The organism is Enterococcus sp. XAF26B05_ASV22, assembly GCF_056727285.1.
In genome coordinates this window covers 3,276,729-3,293,247 of record NZ_CM161538.1, presented here as the reverse complement: position 1 = coordinate 3,293,247, position 16,519 = coordinate 3,276,729, and the positions used below count along the sequence as shown (strand labels likewise).

Sequence of the window (16,519 nt, the reverse complement as noted above, 5' to 3'; positions counted from 1 at the left end):
GAAAACCAAACGTCTTGCGAATTTTTGTTTAGCTTGGTTGGAAGTAAATGAGAATGGGAATTAAATGCACCAATTGTAAACATGTGATTATCTATTGGGTAAAAATAACATAGAAATAATTAAAAGGTTGTAGTGATTTCATTTTCTTAAATTAAATTTTAGAAAGGATTTTAATTATGGCAAGAAGAGGGGAAAATATTTATAAAAGAAAAGATGGTCGTTGGGAAGGCCGGTACATAAAAGGTAGACAACAAAATGGAAAGATTCATTATGGCTATATATATGGCTATAAGTACTCAGAAGTAAAGCATCAACTTATCTTGATGAAGTACGAAAAACAGACAAATAGCAGTAAAAATTTACTACCGTATGAAGGGAGTTTACTAGACTGGACCACTTACTGGCTTGAGACGTTTGTTCGACCGAAAGTGAAAAGTAGTACTTATGCTAGTTACAAAAATAAAATGGATGTTCATGTATTATCAAGAATTGGCTCAATAAAGTTACAAAAATTAAAGCAATCGGATATTGATTCCTTGCTTCAAGAGATGGATCTGACATTGAAAGCTAGTTCAATCAGATCAATATTTTCTGTATTAAAAAATTGTTTAGGCAAGGCAATATCTTTAAACCTACTGGTAGAAAACCCGTGTATGGGACTGGAGCTTCCGAAAGCAAGAAGAAAAACAGTGAAAGCTTTATCCATCAAAGATCAAGCCAAGTTAGTCAAAGAAATTAATAGAAATCAGAAATTTTTCTCTATTATACTCGCATTACAGACAGGACTTCGAATTGGAGAAATTTGTGGGCTGAAATGGGAAGATATTGATTTTGAAAACAACACATTAGGTGTTAACAGAACGGTACTTAGAATTCAGTCGGAAGACAAAGCAGGAAGAAAAACAGAGATTGTGGAAATAACCCCTAAAAGTGAGAATTCTCAACGGAAAATTCCGATTGCTAAATCACTAAAGAAAAACTTACTGGAACTTCAAAAAGTATCAACTAGTGATTACGTTATTTCAAACAAGCATAAGGCATTAGAGCCTCGTACGATAGCGTATCGCTTTCAAATCATTCGAAAGAAAATTGGCTTAGAAAATTTTTCTTTCCATTCTTTAAGGCACACTTTTGCGACTCGCTGTTTAGAGGCTGGCGGAAATATTGCAACAATAAGCTCATTGTTGGGACACTCATCAACAAAAATGACATTGGATTGTTATACGAATTCATTTTTTACAGAAGAACGTCAACTGGTAGAAAAACTTGAGTTTATTTAATGTAAAACAGAGGTTAATCTTAGCTAGGAGGAATAAGACCTACGTTATATTCCAATCATGGAGTAGGTCTTTAGAGAAAATCAATAATCTTAATAGCAAGAAGAATAAATCTCATTCAATAACTGATCAAGATCTGAATAGTCTTTTTTTTCATTGTAATTAGTCAAAAAGAAAAAATGTTTTCCTCTTTTTTTGAGATAGGGACAATCTATATTACTAATAACCAGATCATAGAATTGGCTCGGGTCTAGTGGTTCTGCTTGAGCAAAAGTGGTCAAGCCAATATAGTTGATCCACTGGTCTGTAAATCTTTTTTTGTCTAGTAAGTCACCTTCGATAAAGATGCCAACAGAAATTTTCATCTTGACACACTCTTCATAAAAAAGTAAGGCATGAGTGTATTTTGTAATAAGAACGCTATCATGAGTGTTGTCTACAAAAACTACGGGATATTTTACTTTTAAGTAAGCAATAAATCGGCGAATCATTTCAGAGTGGCTCTTTTTTTCATGTATTGTATAATTTAGTTCTCCAAAATAATCAATATGTCCTTTAAAGATAAGGTGTCGGTAGTTAATAAAACTTAGGTAATAACGAAGGGTTGATTTGTGAGAATTGCTTAAGTGGGTATTTGGATAGCAGGTTTTCATAAAATCAAAAAATTCTTTATTCAGAGTCCGTATAAAAAAATCACTGGACTGTTCAATTAAATTAAGTTCATCTAAACAATGTGACGTAGCAGGAATGATTTCTTCACCTAGCATGAAGAGAAGTAATAAGATAGTTTCGTTGGGAAGCATTTTAAACGAGTAGTAAACTAAAAATGATTCAAGTGCTTCGTTGATTTTTTTAAATAAGTGAGACTTTTTAAGTGCATGTATAAATCTTTTTTGACTGTAAATATCTGATTTATTACTGAAAAAAGGTTCCTGCTGACTATAATCTTGTATATTTTTTTGTGCATGTCTTCTTTTTAAGAGACTTAAATAAATAATAAGTTTTTTTCGGGCCAGGACGGACATTGGGCTATCTAGTATCTGTTGAATAGTATTAAACGTTTCGTAAATTCTAGGATCAATAGTTGAAATTTTGAATCGGTATGCCGAATCTACACCAACGTAAAGGGAAACACAAAAAAATCGAATTTGTAATTCGGGACCAATTAGAGAACCATTTTGAATAGTTAAATCAAATTCATTTAATAATACGTTTAATTCGTTGATTTTTCTAAAGTAGGTGGAATAGCTAATGCCGATTTTTTCAGTTAAACGATTGATATCGATCGTTCCAAACAGCAGTAATTCTTCTAAAATTGTATATTTAGGTGCAAGGACGATCAATTCATTGTACAAAGTATGAAGAGAGTAATCTGGTTTCGTTTTAAAAATGATTGTTTGCTTGTCTAATTCGATGGAAAAACGACCATTTGATTTTTGGGCTGAGGTCATCAACTCTTCGAGTAGCTTTGATAAGAAGTAATTCCCTATATCTAAATGTTGTAAGAGTTCTTTTTTTGTTGCAGTACCACCAACATTGCTCAGGTATATTAATAGTTCAATTTGGTAAATTTCCAATTTTTCTAGTAAATCAAATTTTCTCATGGTAAGGCTCCTTTAAATATCAGTGTAGAAATAATGTTTAACTATGACTTAGTGAGTCATATTAGCATAAATAGTTTTGAGTTAGAGGTTACTACTCCCAGTTTGGATACTGTTCCTGATTAAAATTTGAGTATGAGTAGTAAGATTTTCAATATTATCCAACATAAACCGGGTAAATACAATTTTATTTAATTCTTTTTATTTTCGTCGTATTTTCATTTTATTTCGATAAATGCCACCAATTATTTTTATATCTTCTTATTCAATTTATAAAAAAGCGAGTCAATAAAATAGTTTTGCTTGATTGCCCAAAAAATGGTATTGTATCTTTGTATGTTTCTGTCTAGTTTTCTGACAGTTGACGATTATTTTAGAAGGGATATGTCTGTTATGTATGATCTTGGTGATATTGTAGAAATGAAAAAGCCCCATGCTTGTCAGGCAAATCGTTGGGAAATCATCCGAATGGGTGCTGATATTAAAATAAAATGTACGAACTGCGGTCATATCGTTATGATGACGCGCCGTGATTTTGAAAAAAAGATGAAGAAAATTTTGGAAAAAAAACTGATAAAGGATAGTGAATAATCAATGGCATTAACAGCTGGAATCGTAGGTTTACCTAACGTAGGGAAATCTACCCTTTTTAACGCAATTACAAAAGCAGGAGCAGAGGCGGCAAATTATCCGTTTGCAACAATTGATCCTAATGTGGGGATGGTTGAAGTACCAGATGAGCGCTTGCTACGTTTAACAGAGTTAGTGAAACCTAAAAAAACAGTACCAACTACTTTTGAATTTACAGATATCGCTGGGATCGTTAAAGGCGCAAGTAAAGGTGAAGGATTGGGTAACCAATTTTTAAGTCACATTCGTCAAGTGGATGCCATTTGTCATGTGGTACGTTGTTTTGATGATGATAATATTACCCATGTTGAAGGACGTGTAGATCCGTTAGCAGATATTGATACAATCAACTTAGAATTGGTATTAGCTGACTTAGACTCTATTACAAAACGTTATGCACGCGTTGCTAAAATAGCTAAAACGAAAGATAAAGATGCGGTAGCGGAGTTAGCAGTATTAGATAAGCTGAAACCAGTTCTAGAAGAAGGATTGTCTGCTCGAACAGTTGAATTTACTGAAGATGAGCAAAAAATCGTTAAAAGTCTATTTTTGTTAACAGCCAAACCTATTTTATATGTTGCAAATGTGTCAGAAGATGAAGTAGCAGATTCTGATAACAATCCATATGTACAGCAAGTTCGCACTTTTGCTGCAAATGAACAAGCAGAAGTAATTGTTGTTTGTGCACGTGCAGAAGAAGAAATCGCTGAATTAGATGATGAAGATAAAGCTGAATTTTTAGAAGCTTTAGGTATTGACGAGTCTGGTTTAGATCAATTGATTCGTGCAGCGTATGATCTGTTGGGATTAGCGACATACTTTACCGCTGGCGAACAAGAAGTTCGGGCATGGACGTTCCGTAAGGGGATTAAAGCACCTCAAGCTGCCGGAATCATCCACACTGACTTTGAACGTGGATTTATTCGTGCAGAGACGGTTTCATTTGATGATTTGAACACTTACGGCAATATGCAAGCAGCGAAAGAAGCAGGCAAAGTTCGTTTAGAAGGAAAAGAATATATTGTTCAAGATGGCGATGTTATGCTTTTCCGTTTCAATGTATAGTAAAAAGTTGCTAAAAACTGTTTTTCTCCCTAAAAAATGTGTTAGAATACTTTTTAGGTAAAGATTGACCCGTTGGCCACGGGCGAGGAGGACGCAAAAAATGGAATCAGAAACACTTCGAGACATTGTTTCAGAAAATCGTGAACTTGAACAAAAATTGACAAAGAGAAATGAACAATATATCTTTGACTTAAAAAAATCATTAGTTGCTGCTAACCTTTCAGAAGAAGCACAGACACTTGCTTTACATGATATTCTACCTCATTTAGTAGAAGGTCAAAAAAGTGGGAAAACAGCGCGTCAGCTTTTCGGAACAGTGGCTGAGCGTACGGAGTCTATCTTAAATAAACCAGAAGAACTGCCTGAATCTACCCCAGCTTTAATGTGGCTGGATAATACGTTATTACTATTTGGCGTAATGACAATCATGTTCTCAGTTATGATGATGTGGTCGAAAGGAAAGTCACAACCATTGGGTCTATTGACACTGGTGCTAGCATCGATGGCTGGAGGATATGTATTTTATTTAATGTATAAATATGTCTATCAATATGATCGTCCAGGAGTCGACAAATCAAAGCGTCCTGGTTGGTTCAAAACTGGTTTGATCTTAGTTGGAGCGATGCTTCTATGGCTCGTTGTCTTTGCGGGTTCTGCAATGTTGCCACTAATTATCAATCCTGTGTTAGACCCTGTAATTGTGATCATTATTGGAGGTATCGCTTTAGGTACTCGTTACTTATTAAAGAAAAAATACAATATGCGCAGCAGTTTAGCGCGTTAAAGAATAATAGTAGAGTCTTAAACAGAGCTGATGAGCGTTTTGTTTAAGACTCTTTTTGACTCTTTAACCAAGTAACTAGTTCTGTTAACTCAAAATCATTAAATGGTGATAAAGAAATTAGGCCAGCGGTGCAAACTAAAAGGGATCGTATTTGAAAGAAAAGCTTTAGCACGATACCATAGAGATTAAGAATGAAATTTGTAACGAATGTTCATTAGGAAGAGGTGGATGAATGAAAACATGGATGAACCGACATAGTCAGTTTTTGATTATTCTAAATTTTTTTATATTAAGTGTATTGTCTTTATATATTGTTTATCTTCAAAATGGTCATATTATGATTGGGGATGATTATCATTTTCATCAAAATCGGATCGAAGGCTTAGCATTATCTTTGGAGCAAGGGATGTTGTTACCAAAAGTGAGCTATTTTTTTATTGGCGGATATGGATACGCATCGAGTTTGTTTTATCCAGATTTTTATCTGTATTTTCCAGCTATACTACGTGTTTTTGGCTTTTCTCTTGCCAGTAGTTTTGTTGTTTTTTCGGTGTGTATAAACTTTTCCACATTTGTTTTAACCTATATATCTGGAAGGTATATGAGTTTGACGAAAATGAAAAGTTACTTGTTTTCGTTATTATATACGTTATCAATTTACCGTCTACAAGATTTTTTTAATCGTCAAGCTATTGGAGAGCTTTTGGCGATGGGCTTTTTTCCATTAGTTCTAGCCAGTTTGTATCTATTGAAAAATGGAAAAGAGAAGAAATGGCTATTATTGACAGTTGCTATGACAGGAATTGGTTTAGCTCATTTTATTTCATTGGAAATCGTCAGTATTTTTATAGGGCTGTACATTCTTTTCAATCTGAAGCGTTTTTTAAAGAAAGAGGTCATAGTTGCGATAGTAAAGGCTGCTGGAGTTACAATCTTACTGTTAGCGTTCTATCTAGTACCCGTTTTTGAGCAGATGAAGCATGTCACGTTCCAAGTGACAGCCAATCCGCTGACGTTGATTTCAGAGAGAAGTTACTCTTTGAGTGAACTAATAACTAACAGCTTTAAAAATAGCGTATTTCATAAATCCTCAGCAAATATTGGTGTTGTTCTGTTGTTTGGTTTGGCTATCTACACACTAATGCTTTTTAAGCGAAATTTACCTAATCGAGAGTTGGTTATTCTTGCGTTATTTTTTATGTTTATGACGACAGACCTTTTTCCTTGGAGCTTTTTTGACCATACACCGTTGAATACGATCCAGTTTCCCTGGCGTTTCTTATCAATTGTGACGTTGCTGTTAGCCTTTCTTATCGCAAATGACAATCTAGGATTATTTAAAAAATTTCCAAGTAGTCAGATAATCGTAGTGATGGTCATTTTCCTTGGAGTTGTATTGTATGAAAAAGAGAGTATTGATACTGAGGGGAAGCGTATCCTATCCTATGATGCATATGATCAAACTAATAGTTATTATATTGGCGCTGGACATGAGTATTTACCAAAAGAAGTTGATTATTCTACTATTAAAAAGAATAAAGAACGAAAAATTGTGTACGATGATGCTAAAATAGACATATCAAATGTTAAAATGGATTTTGATTCCGTTGCGTTCGACTATCACTCAATTGACAAGAAAAAAACGACAGTAACAATTCCATTTATCTACTATTATGGTTATCAAGCTAAAATAGTAAGTGAAGGTAGTGAAAAAATAATTCCAGCATCGCTAAACAAACAAAACGGATTAGTTGCTATTCCGTTATCTAAAAATGGCAGTGTCTCTATTTCTTATCATACAACTTTGGCACAAAAAATTTCATTAAGTATCTCTGTTTTGACTCTATCGACCTGTGTAACATGGAAGGTAGCGACTATGTATTCTATTAAGTTAAAAAGAAAGAAATAAGTAGAGTTATTCTTTTGATTCGGTTGCAAATAAATGAGAAAACACTCATGTTATGGAAAACGAAAAGAAAATATCTGTAATCAGGAAAATGCGGTTGACTTCCTTTTTATTATCTGTTATTTTCTTATATAAAATTAAATAGAGGAGTGGTCTAGAAAATGTCTAACTGGGAAACGAAATTCGCAAAAAAAGGTCTTACATTTGATGATGTTTTATTGATTCCAGCAGAAAGTCATGTGCTACCTAATGAAGTAGATATGAGTATCCAACTAGCAAAAAATATTAAGTTGAATATTCCTCTGATCAGTGCAAGTATGGATACTGTAACGGATAGTAAAATGGCTATTTCAATGGCTCGTCAAGGTGGTTTAGGCGTTATTCATAAAAATATGAGTATTGCGCAACAAGCAGATGAGGTTCGTAAAGTGAAACGTTCGGAGAGTGGCGTAATCATCGACCCATTTTTCTTAACGCCAACGAATTTAGTAGCAGATGCTGAAAATCTGATGAGCAAATACCGTATCAGTGGAGTACCGATTGTGGAGACGATGGACAATCGTAATCTAGTAGGAATCATTACGAACCGTGATATGCGATTTGTAACAGATTATCAAATGAAGATTGAAGAAGTAATGACGAAAGATAACTTAGTTACAGCCCCAGTTGGTACTTCTCTAAAAGACGCTGAAAAGATTTTACAAAAACATAAAATCGAAAAATTACCGATTGTTGATGAAAATAACCGTTTAAGTGGTTTGATCACGATCAAAGATATTGAAAAAGTAATTGAATTTCCAAATGCGGCGAAAGACGAGCATGGTCGTCTACTAGTTGCGGCAGCAGTTGGTGTTACAAGTGATACTTTTGAACGTGCTGAAGCTTTGTTGGATGCAGGAGTTGATGCAATTATTATCGATACAGCTCATGGTCATAGCGCAGGTGTGATTCGTAAGATCAAAGAAATTCGAGATACATTCCCAGATGCAACATTGATTGCTGGAAATATCGCAACAGCTGAAGGCGCTAAAGCACTTTATGATGTAGGTGTGGATGTTGTGAAGGTGGGAATCGGGCCAGGTTCGATTTGTACAACACGTGTTGTCGCAGGTGTAGGTGTTCCCCAATTAACTGCTATCTATGATGCAGCATCCGTTGCTCGTAAATATGGGAAAGCTATCATTGCAGATGGGGGAATCAAGTATTCAGGTGATATCGTAAAAGCTTTAGCTGCTGGCGGACATGCTGTTATGTTGGGTAGCATGTTAGCGGGAACAGATGAATCACCAGGTGAATTTGAAATTTATCAAGGTCGTCGCTTTAAAACATATCGTGGAATGGGTTCACTAGGCGCAATGGAAAAAGGTTCAAGTGATCGTTATTTCCAAGGTGGTGTCAACGAAGCGAATAAATTAGTGCCAGAAGGTATCGAAGGGCGTGTTGCCTATAAAGGTAGCGTATCAGATATTGTTTTCCAACTGATTGGTGGGCTAAAATCCGGTATGGGTTATGTTGGGGCGGCAGATTTAAAACAATTGCGTGAAGAAGCACAATTTATTCAAATGAGTGGGAATGGACTGAAAGAATCACATCCTCATGATGTACAAATTACTAAAGAAGCACCTAATTACTCTGTAGAACAATAAATCAAGAATAAAGAAAAAATTCCGATGTCGTATACAGCATCGGAATTTTTTTCTTTATTGAACAAGACGTTCGTCATTAGAACCATAATACATGTGGAGTGGTTTGGCTTTTTTTCCTAACAATTCTTTAGAAGGTAAAATCTCATAGCCCTCTGCATGTAAGTGGTCAATAACAGTAGATACAGCATCTACTGTTTCGGGATGAATGTCATGCATTAAAACGATTGTGTCATTATAGGCTGTCTCATCGATACGTTTAATGATTGCTTGTGCATTGTGGCTTTGCCAATCTTGTGAATCGACAGACCATTGAATAATCGGCTTACCAATGATTGCTGCCACATCTTTATTCACAGCACCATATGGCGGTCTAAAATCAGTTGGTAGCTTGCCAATAGCATGATAGATGGCTTTGTCAGTGTTTTGGACTTCCTCTTTCACCGTTTGTGCATCAATTCCGGTCAATTGTGGATGTGAGTAGGAATGGCTAGCCACTTCATGTCCTTCATCAGCCACTCGTTTAACAAGGGATTCATGTTTTACAACATTTTGACCCAGCATAAAGAATGTTGCTTTGACACCTTTTTCTTTTAGAATATCTAGAAGTCTAGGGGTAGTGTCAGGATTTGGACCATCATCAAACGTGAGTGAAATGTATTTTTTATCTGACTCTAAAGGTTTGGGTAACGCGTCTTTGATGGAATCAGCATCAATAAATTCTGGGTTTACGTAACCAGCAATTTCATTGTAAGGCAATGTGATTTCTGTTTTGCCAGTTGGATTTTCTGGTAGACCTAAGCTGATTTTATCAGAATAATAGGTAAAAGCAGTTCCATCTAAAGAAATACTGGGCATATTGAGTATACCATCAATAACCGCATTGCCATCTGGACTTTCAGAAAGCAATTTTTGTTGCACAACCTGCTGAATGGCTAAGGTATTTGCCTCACTCATAAAAATATCCTGCAAGCATAGTGGTTGTTTTGTTTTTTGATTGACGAAGGCTGTATTTTTACCATGTTCAGTTTTTTCAGACCAGTCTTTTTTCTCTCGATCCCAAGTATAGGCGTCAACAATAGGTTGGTAGCTGAATACTTGTTCGTTGATTTTTTCTCTTTTAACATAACCGACGAGCTTAGTTTCAGTCTTTTTTGAGCTGTTCTTTTGGGCAATGTCTATCAACGTTGTTAATTCGGTTTTAATTGCTGGTAATTGAGGGATAGAGTCAGCGGCGACAGGTTCATAAATAAGAGTCTGGATGTTGCCCTCTGTCTTCTCCTGCTCGGTTGTTTCAAAATCTTCATGATGTTGATTTTTTCGAATTTTTTCTAATAACGAGGTTTCTTTTTGCTCATATTGCTCCTCATCATCTTCGGGTAGGCTTATTTCTTTCTGCGTATGTTGCATAGCATAGATCGCATATACACCACCACATATTAAAATGAATGAAATCGTAAAGGTAGTTATAAAAATTATTTTTTTTGAAAAAGGGTACTTCTTTTTTTCGTGCCGACTGTTTCGAGTTCCTCGTGGGTGTTTGTTTCTATGCATAACGTTTGATCCCTCTAATTTATAAATTTAAGTGTTTATAGTAGTACAAATGTATCATGCCTATTTTGGACTTTCAACAATGGATTTGTTATCTGAGTGAATCTTTTGATTTTTTTAATGTATCTAGTTCATCAAAAAGTTTAGTTGATTTGTTTTAAATTACCCATATATGGAATCAAAACTTCTGGAATTGTCACTGTTCCGTCTTCATTTTGATAATTTTCTAAGATCGCTGCTACAGTTCGACCTACAGCTAAACCAGATCCATTTAAGGTATGTGCATATTGAACTTTATCATTTTCATCACGGTAACGAATCATTGCACGGCGAGCTTGGAAATCTTCACAGTTTGAACAAGAACTGATTTCTCGATAAGCGTTTTGTGCAGGGATCCAGACTTCTAAGTCGTACGTTTTTCGCAGCGGAGAAGCCCATATCACCTGTTGCTAATGACATAACGCGATAAGGTAGGTTTAATTTTTGCAAAATATCTTCTGCGTTTGCAGTCATTTTTTCTAATTCCTCATAAGAATGTTCTGCATCACTGAATTTTACCATTTCTACTTTGTTAAACTGATGTAGGCGGATCAAGCCTCGAGTATCGCGACCTGCACTTCCAGCTTCAGAACGGAAAGAAGGACTAAGCGCTGTAAAATAGATTGGTAAATCCTTTCCATCTAAAATCTCATCATTGTAATAGTTAGTTAAAGGAACCTCAGCGGTTGGAATCAAGGTCATATCTGTACCCTCTAGTTGAAAAACGTCTTCTTTGAACTTTGGGAATTGACCAGTACCAAACATAGAGTTGCTGTTTACGATATAAGGTGTCATCATTTCAGTATAACCATGGTCATAAACATGCATGTCCAGCATAAAATTGTATAATGCACGCTCTAGTCTCGCGCCTAATCCTTTATAGTAGACAAAACGGCTTCCTGCAACTTTTGCCCCTCGTTCAAAATCAAGAATATTTAAATTTTCTGCTACATCCCAGTGTGGTTTGGGTTCAAAAGCAAAATTTCTAGGCTCACTCCAACGGCGTACTTCAACATTATCATCTTCACTTGCGCCTACTGGTACTGAATCATGTGGAAGATTCGGTAATGTTGTAGAAATCTCATAAAGCTTAGTATCGATCGCTTCAATTTCAGTGTCCATGGCTTTGATATTACCGCCGACTTCTTTCATTTCAGCAATTTTAGCTGTCGCATCTTCTTTATTTCGTTTTAATTGTGCGATTTCTGCTGAAACATCATTTCGATATTTTTTTAGCTCTTCTGATTTTACTAATAAATTGCGGCGGCTTTCATCTAAGCGTAAGAATTCTACTAAGATCTCTTCTTTTACCCCACGGTTTTTTAGTTTTGCTTGAACAGCATCAAAATTTTGACGAATCATTTTTACATCTAACATAGTTACTCCTCCTTCAATTTAAAAGCATAATGGTCTTGTGCATCCATACTGCTAGATAACATTGTGGTAAAATAAAAAGCCACTCCATCCCTAGAAAAAAATTCTTGGGACGAAATGACTTGAATTTCGCGGTACCACCCAAGTTCAGCTATAATGCTGCCCTTGTAATGCAGATAACGGTTGCTGCCGGTCTGACTTATTTCGTCAAACGCATATAATAGAGATGGAATTCTTTATAGTCGAATATTTGCTTTCACCACCGCAAACTCTCTTTGATTCAGCACTATAAATACTTTTTCTCTTTGCTTGTCATTAGGATACAAAACTTTTGTTTGGATGTCAACCTTAGTAAATCAATTTCGCTTTAGCGGTAAGTGGATAATGAAAGATGTCCAATGATTATCGGAAGTGGCATAGATGTAGCCGCCATGTAATGCTATAATACTTTGGGCGATAGCTAAACCAAGACCTGTTCCGCCTGTTTCTTGGGATCGTGATTCCTCAACACGATAGAAACGGTCGAATAATTGATCCAAAGAGTTCTTAGGAATCGACGGACCGTCATTTCTAACGGCAATCACGACTTCTGTCCCAACTTTCTCTACATCAATGACAATATTTTTACCACCTTTACCGTATTTAAGCGCATTTGATAATAGATTATTGAAGACACGAACCAGTTTTTCGGTATCACCATCCATTTTTATTGATTCTGGATTAGCATTGACCTCAATCGTCATGTCGTTTTTATCTGCTTCCAGCTCAAAATCAGCAGCTAGTTGTTCAATCAATTGTGCCATATCAAAATGTATCGTATTGATAGGGACGGAAGGCTGACGAACTTTTGTATATTCAAAAAGATCATCAACAAGCAGCTTCATTTGTTTCGCTTTCACGTAAGCTGTATGAGTATACTTAAGTAAATCTTCTTCGTTTTTAAACTGTCGATCTTCAATTAAACCCAAATATCCTATAATAGAAGTTAAAGGAGTTCGGATATCGTGACTGACGTTTGTGATCAGTTCATCTTTTGATTTTTCTATTTTTCGTTCATCTTCAATTGCTGCAACGGTACTATCAACTAACCCGTTGATACTGGTAACAACTTTTGCTAAATCACCACTTAGCTCAAAAGGAATACGATGGTCGTAATTACCGTCAGCGATATAATGCAGTTCGCTGATAATATGACGTAATTGCATTTGGCGATAACGACGAATCAAACGCCAATACAACACAGCTATATCCACTATAAAGAATATCGGGATAACAAATTTACTTAAACTCCAAAATAAATCTGTATTTAGTTCTGCTGCAAAAGCACCCTTAGTTGCCCAGATAATTCCTTGTAGAGTTTGGCTGCCGCTAAGAATAACCGTAATCGAGACATTTAATAGAAGCAACAAGATAATAGTGACGATTCCTTCAGCAAGTAATTCGCTTATTTCCTTTGATGTTAGGGTAATTCTTTTTTGTTTTTCGATCTTCTTTTGTCTAACGAGCATCTATTTTATATCCAACTCCCCAAACTGTTTGAATGACTTTTTCTCCACCAGTTGCTTCTTCAATCTTATCTCTCAAGTGACTTACATGAACCATAACGGTTTTTGCAGAAACAATACTTTCTTGCTGCCACACACGTTCAAAAATTTCATCTGCACTAAAAACACGATTAGGATGACTGGCTAAGAGATACAAGATCCCAAATTCCAGTGCCGTTAATTGAATTTCTTTTCCTTCGACTGTTTTTACTTCGTGGGAATCTTTGTTAATAATCAATGATCCTATTTCAAGTACATCAGGCTCATCTGCTTTAAGCTGCATTTGACTACGTCTTAAAATAGATTTAACCCGAGCCATAACTTCCAATGGGTTGAATGGTTTCGTAACGTAGTCATCAGCTCCAGCAACTAACCCTTTAATTTTATCCATATCTGTTGTTTTAGCAGTTAGCATAATAATAGGAATTTGAGATTCCTTTCTTAATTCTTTCACAACTTGCATACCGTCCATAATCGGCATCATGATATCTAAGATAAGTAAATCAATATCTGAAATGGTTCGAATCTTAGATAAAGCTTCTTTTCCGTCATAAGCTTTCACCACTTCATACCCTTCGTTGTGAATATAAATGCTCAGTAGTTCTACAATCTCTTTATCATCATCAGCAACTAAAATCTTCATCTCATTCATTTCCTCCATATATATAGTAGAATCCTTCTTCTTCATTCTAACAAAAAAAGCAAAAAAAGGACAAAATCAAAGAGAAGTTACGGGAAATTTAGAATATGTTACTAAAAATTAAGAAACAGCATAAAATTCATCGGTTTTTCGTTAAAAAACGAACAATAAAGAACAAAAGTAATAAAACAATCGGGAACCAAAAAAACTTTAAAAAAAGCGCAAATTTTAGTTGACCTAAGCCTATAATCTTGGTATATTATATCTTGTCGCAAGGCACTGATGAAACACGCCGAACGATGAGCATAATATAACAACTTAAAGTTTAAAAAACTTTGAGAATCAGGGGGAAAATTTGTTGACAAACAATAAGAAACCTGGTAAACTAATGAAGTTGTCGCGAAACATCCGATAACATCGAGCAGAAAAAAACTTTGAAACTTTTTTTAAAAAAGTGTTGACATCGAATCGGAGATTTGATACGATATAAAAGTTGCTGCGAGGTAACACAGTAGACCTTTGAAAACTGAACAAAGTAAGACGAACCAAATGTGTAGGTTGTTTTTACAACGGTAAAAACAAACAACAATTTTAACAAAGCGAAGCAATATGCTAGCAAACAAATGAGCTTAACAATCTTCGGATTGTGTTCAACTTTTATTATGAGAGTTTGATCCTGGCTCAGGACGAACGCTGGCGGCGTGCCTAATACATGCAAGTCGAACGCTTCTTTTCTACCGAGTGCTTGCACTCATTTGAAAAGAGGAGTGGCGGACGGGTGAGTAACACGTGGGTAACCTACCCATCAGAGGGGGATAACACTTGGAAACAGGTGCTAATACCGCATAATAATCGACACCGCATGGTGTTGATTTGAAAGGCGCTTTCGGGTGTCGCTGATGGATGGACCCGCGGTGCATTAGCTAGTTGGTGAGGTAACGGCTCACCAAGGCCATGATGCATAGCCGACCTGAGAGGGTGATCGGCCACACTGGGACTGAGACACGGCCCAGACTCCTACGGGAGGCAGCAGTAGGGAATCTTCGGCAATGGACGAAAGTCTGACCGAGCAACGCCGCGTGAGTGAAGAAGGTTTTCGGATCGTAAAACTCTGTTGTTAGAGAAGAACAAGTAGGAGAGTAACTGCTCTTACCTTGACGGTATCTAACCAGAAAGCCACGGCTAACTACGTGCCAGCAGCCGCGGTAATACGTAGGTGGCAAGCGTTGTCCGGATTTATTGGGCGTAAAGCGAGCGCAGGCGGTTTCTTAAGTCTGATGTGAAAGCCCCCGGCTCAACCGGGGAGGGTCATTGGAAACTGGGAGACTTGAGTGCAGAAGAGGAGAGTGGAATTCCATGTGTAGCGGTGAAATGCGTAGATATATGGAGGAACACCAGTGGCGAAGGCGACTCTCTGGTCTGTAACTGACGCTGAGGCTCGAAAGCGTGGGGAGCAAACAGGATTAGATACCCTGGTAGTCCACGCCGTAAACGATGAGTGCTAAGTGTTGGAGGGTTTCCGCCCTTCAGTGCTGCAGCTAACGCATTAAGCACTCCGCCTGGGGAGTACGACCGCAAGGTTGAAACTCAAAGGAATTGACGGGGGCCCGCACAAGCGGTGGAGCATGTGGTTTAATTCGAAGCAACGCGAAGAACCTTACCAGGTCTTGACATCCTTTGACCACTCTAGAGATAGAGCTTTCCCTTCGGGGACAAAGTGACAGGTGGTGCATGGTTGTCGTCAGCTCGTGTCGTGAGATGTTGGGTTAAGTCCCGCAACGAGCGCAACCCTTATTGTTAGTTGCCATCATTCAGTTGGGCACTCTAGCGAGACTGCCGGTGACAAACCGGAGGAAGGTGGGGATGACGTCAAATCATCATGCCCCTTATGACCTGGGCTACACACGTGCTACAATGGGAAGTACAACGAGTCGCTAGGCCGCGAGGTCATGCAAATCTCTTAAAGCTTCTCTCAGTTCGGATTGTAGGCTGCAACTCGCCTACATGAAGCCGGAATCGCTAGTAATCGCGGATCAGCACGCCGCGGTGAATACGTTCCCGGGCCTTGTACACACCGCCCGTCACACCACGAAAGTTTGTAACACCCGAAGTCGGTGAGGTAACCCTTGTGGAGCCAGCCGCCTAAGGTGGGATAGATGATTGGGGTGAAGTCGTAACAAGGTAGCCGTATCGGAAGGTGCGGCTGGATCACCTCCTTTCTAAGGAATATTACGGAAACTTACACATTCGTCGACACTTTGTTCAGTTTTGAGAGGTTTACTCTTATAAATAGAAGTTAATCATTGGATTTTCTTCTTTATTATATGATTCTCTCAAATGAATTGTTCATTGAAAACTGGATATTGAAGTAAAAAGTAATCAAAACAAACCGAGAACACCGCGTTGAATGAGTTTTTTAAGTAAAATAGTTCGAAGCTTATTTTATTGGTGACGCCTCTATCGCT

Annotated in this window: 10 protein-coding genes, 1 rRNA gene, 1 pseudogene and 1 other annotated feature; of the genes and pseudogenes, 7 read left to right on the top strand and 5 right to left on the bottom strand. The window is 37.0% G+C overall.

From position 1 onward, the window contains the following. The first annotated feature begins 176 nt into the window (after nucleotides 1-176). Nucleotides 177-1,280 carry a tyrosine-type recombinase/integrase gene (locus AC1PU0_RS16200; protein WP_206849704.1) on the top strand — a complete coding sequence of 368 codons (1,104 nt, stop codon included), beginning with the start codon at nucleotides 177-179 and terminating at the stop codon, nucleotides 1,278-1,280. 89 nt (nucleotides 1,281-1,369) lie between these two features. On the opposite strand, the gene AC1PU0_RS16195 is transcribed toward AC1PU0_RS16200, so the two are convergent. Then, a complete protein-coding gene (locus AC1PU0_RS16195) occupies nucleotides 1,370-2,881 on the bottom strand; it encodes a helix-turn-helix domain-containing protein (RefSeq protein WP_206849702.1) in 1,512 nt (503 codons plus the stop codon). Between the two features lie 390 nt (nucleotides 2,882-3,271). Here AC1PU0_RS16195 and AC1PU0_RS16190 point away from each other — a divergent pair, with 390 nt between their 5' ends. From AC1PU0_RS16190 to guaB, 5 genes are all read left to right on the top strand, one after another. Then, complete coding sequence (locus AC1PU0_RS16190; RefSeq protein ID WP_025870734.1) at nucleotides 3,272-3,469, top strand: DUF951 domain-containing protein; 198 nt, start codon at nucleotides 3,272-3,274, stop codon at nucleotides 3,467-3,469. Between the two features lie 3 nt (nucleotides 3,470-3,472). Beyond that, on the top strand, nucleotides 3,473-4,573 hold the full coding sequence (gene ychF / locus AC1PU0_RS16185) for a redox-regulated ATPase YchF (protein ID WP_069653556.1): 1,101 nt from the start codon (nucleotides 3,473-3,475) through the stop codon (nucleotides 4,571-4,573). 100 nt (nucleotides 4,574-4,673) lie between these two features. After that, nucleotides 4,674-5,357: a DUF1129 domain-containing protein gene (locus AC1PU0_RS16180; protein ID WP_206849701.1), complete on the top strand. Its 684-nt coding sequence runs from the start codon at nucleotides 4,674-4,676 to the stop codon at nucleotides 5,355-5,357. Between the two features lie 232 nt (nucleotides 5,358-5,589). Then, nucleotides 5,590-7,266, top strand: a complete 1,677-nt coding sequence (locus tag AC1PU0_RS16175) for a 6-pyruvoyl-tetrahydropterin synthase-related protein (protein WP_206834768.1) — start codon at nucleotides 5,590-5,592, stop codon at nucleotides 7,264-7,266. A gap of 158 nt (nucleotides 7,267-7,424) precedes the next feature. After that, nucleotides 7,425-8,909, top strand: a complete 1,485-nt coding sequence (gene guaB / locus AC1PU0_RS16170) for an IMP dehydrogenase (RefSeq protein WP_069653559.1) — start codon at nucleotides 7,425-7,427, stop codon at nucleotides 8,907-8,909. 54 nt (nucleotides 8,910-8,963) lie between these two features. Here the strand turns inward: guaB and AC1PU0_RS16165 are convergent, their stop codons facing one another. The 4 genes and pseudogenes from AC1PU0_RS16165 to croR form a co-directional block, all read right to left on the bottom strand. Next, nucleotides 8,964-10,460 (bottom strand): polysaccharide deacetylase family protein, encoded by a 1,497-nt coding sequence (locus tag AC1PU0_RS16165; protein ID WP_206834769.1) that lies wholly within the window; start codon nucleotides 10,458-10,460, stop codon nucleotides 8,964-8,966. A 140-nt stretch (nucleotides 10,461-10,600) separates the two neighbouring features. After that, nucleotides 10,601-11,873: pseudogene (gene serS / locus AC1PU0_RS16160) on the bottom strand (serine--tRNA ligase). A 102-nt stretch (nucleotides 11,874-11,975) separates the two neighbouring features. Then, nucleotides 11,976-12,188 (bottom strand) — a binding site (T-box leader). A gap of 38 nt (nucleotides 12,189-12,226) precedes the next feature. Further along, complete coding sequence (croS, locus tag AC1PU0_RS16155) at nucleotides 12,227-13,378, bottom strand: sensor histidine kinase CroS (protein WP_206849698.1); 1,152 nt, start codon at nucleotides 13,376-13,378, stop codon at nucleotides 12,227-12,229. After that, the gene (croR, locus tag AC1PU0_RS16150; RefSeq protein WP_010762183.1) at nucleotides 13,368-14,057 is read right to left on the bottom strand and encodes a response regulator transcription factor CroR; all 690 of its coding nucleotides are present in this window, start codon (nucleotides 14,055-14,057) and stop codon (nucleotides 13,368-13,370) included. Before croR ends, croS begins: the two co-directional genes overlap by 11 nt. Before the next feature lie 655 nt (nucleotides 14,058-14,712). Here croR and AC1PU0_RS16145 point away from each other — a divergent pair. Then, nucleotides 14,713-16,273: ribosomal RNA gene (locus AC1PU0_RS16145) — 16S ribosomal RNA — on the top strand. The last annotated feature ends 246 nt before the right edge of the window (nucleotides 16,274-16,519 follow it).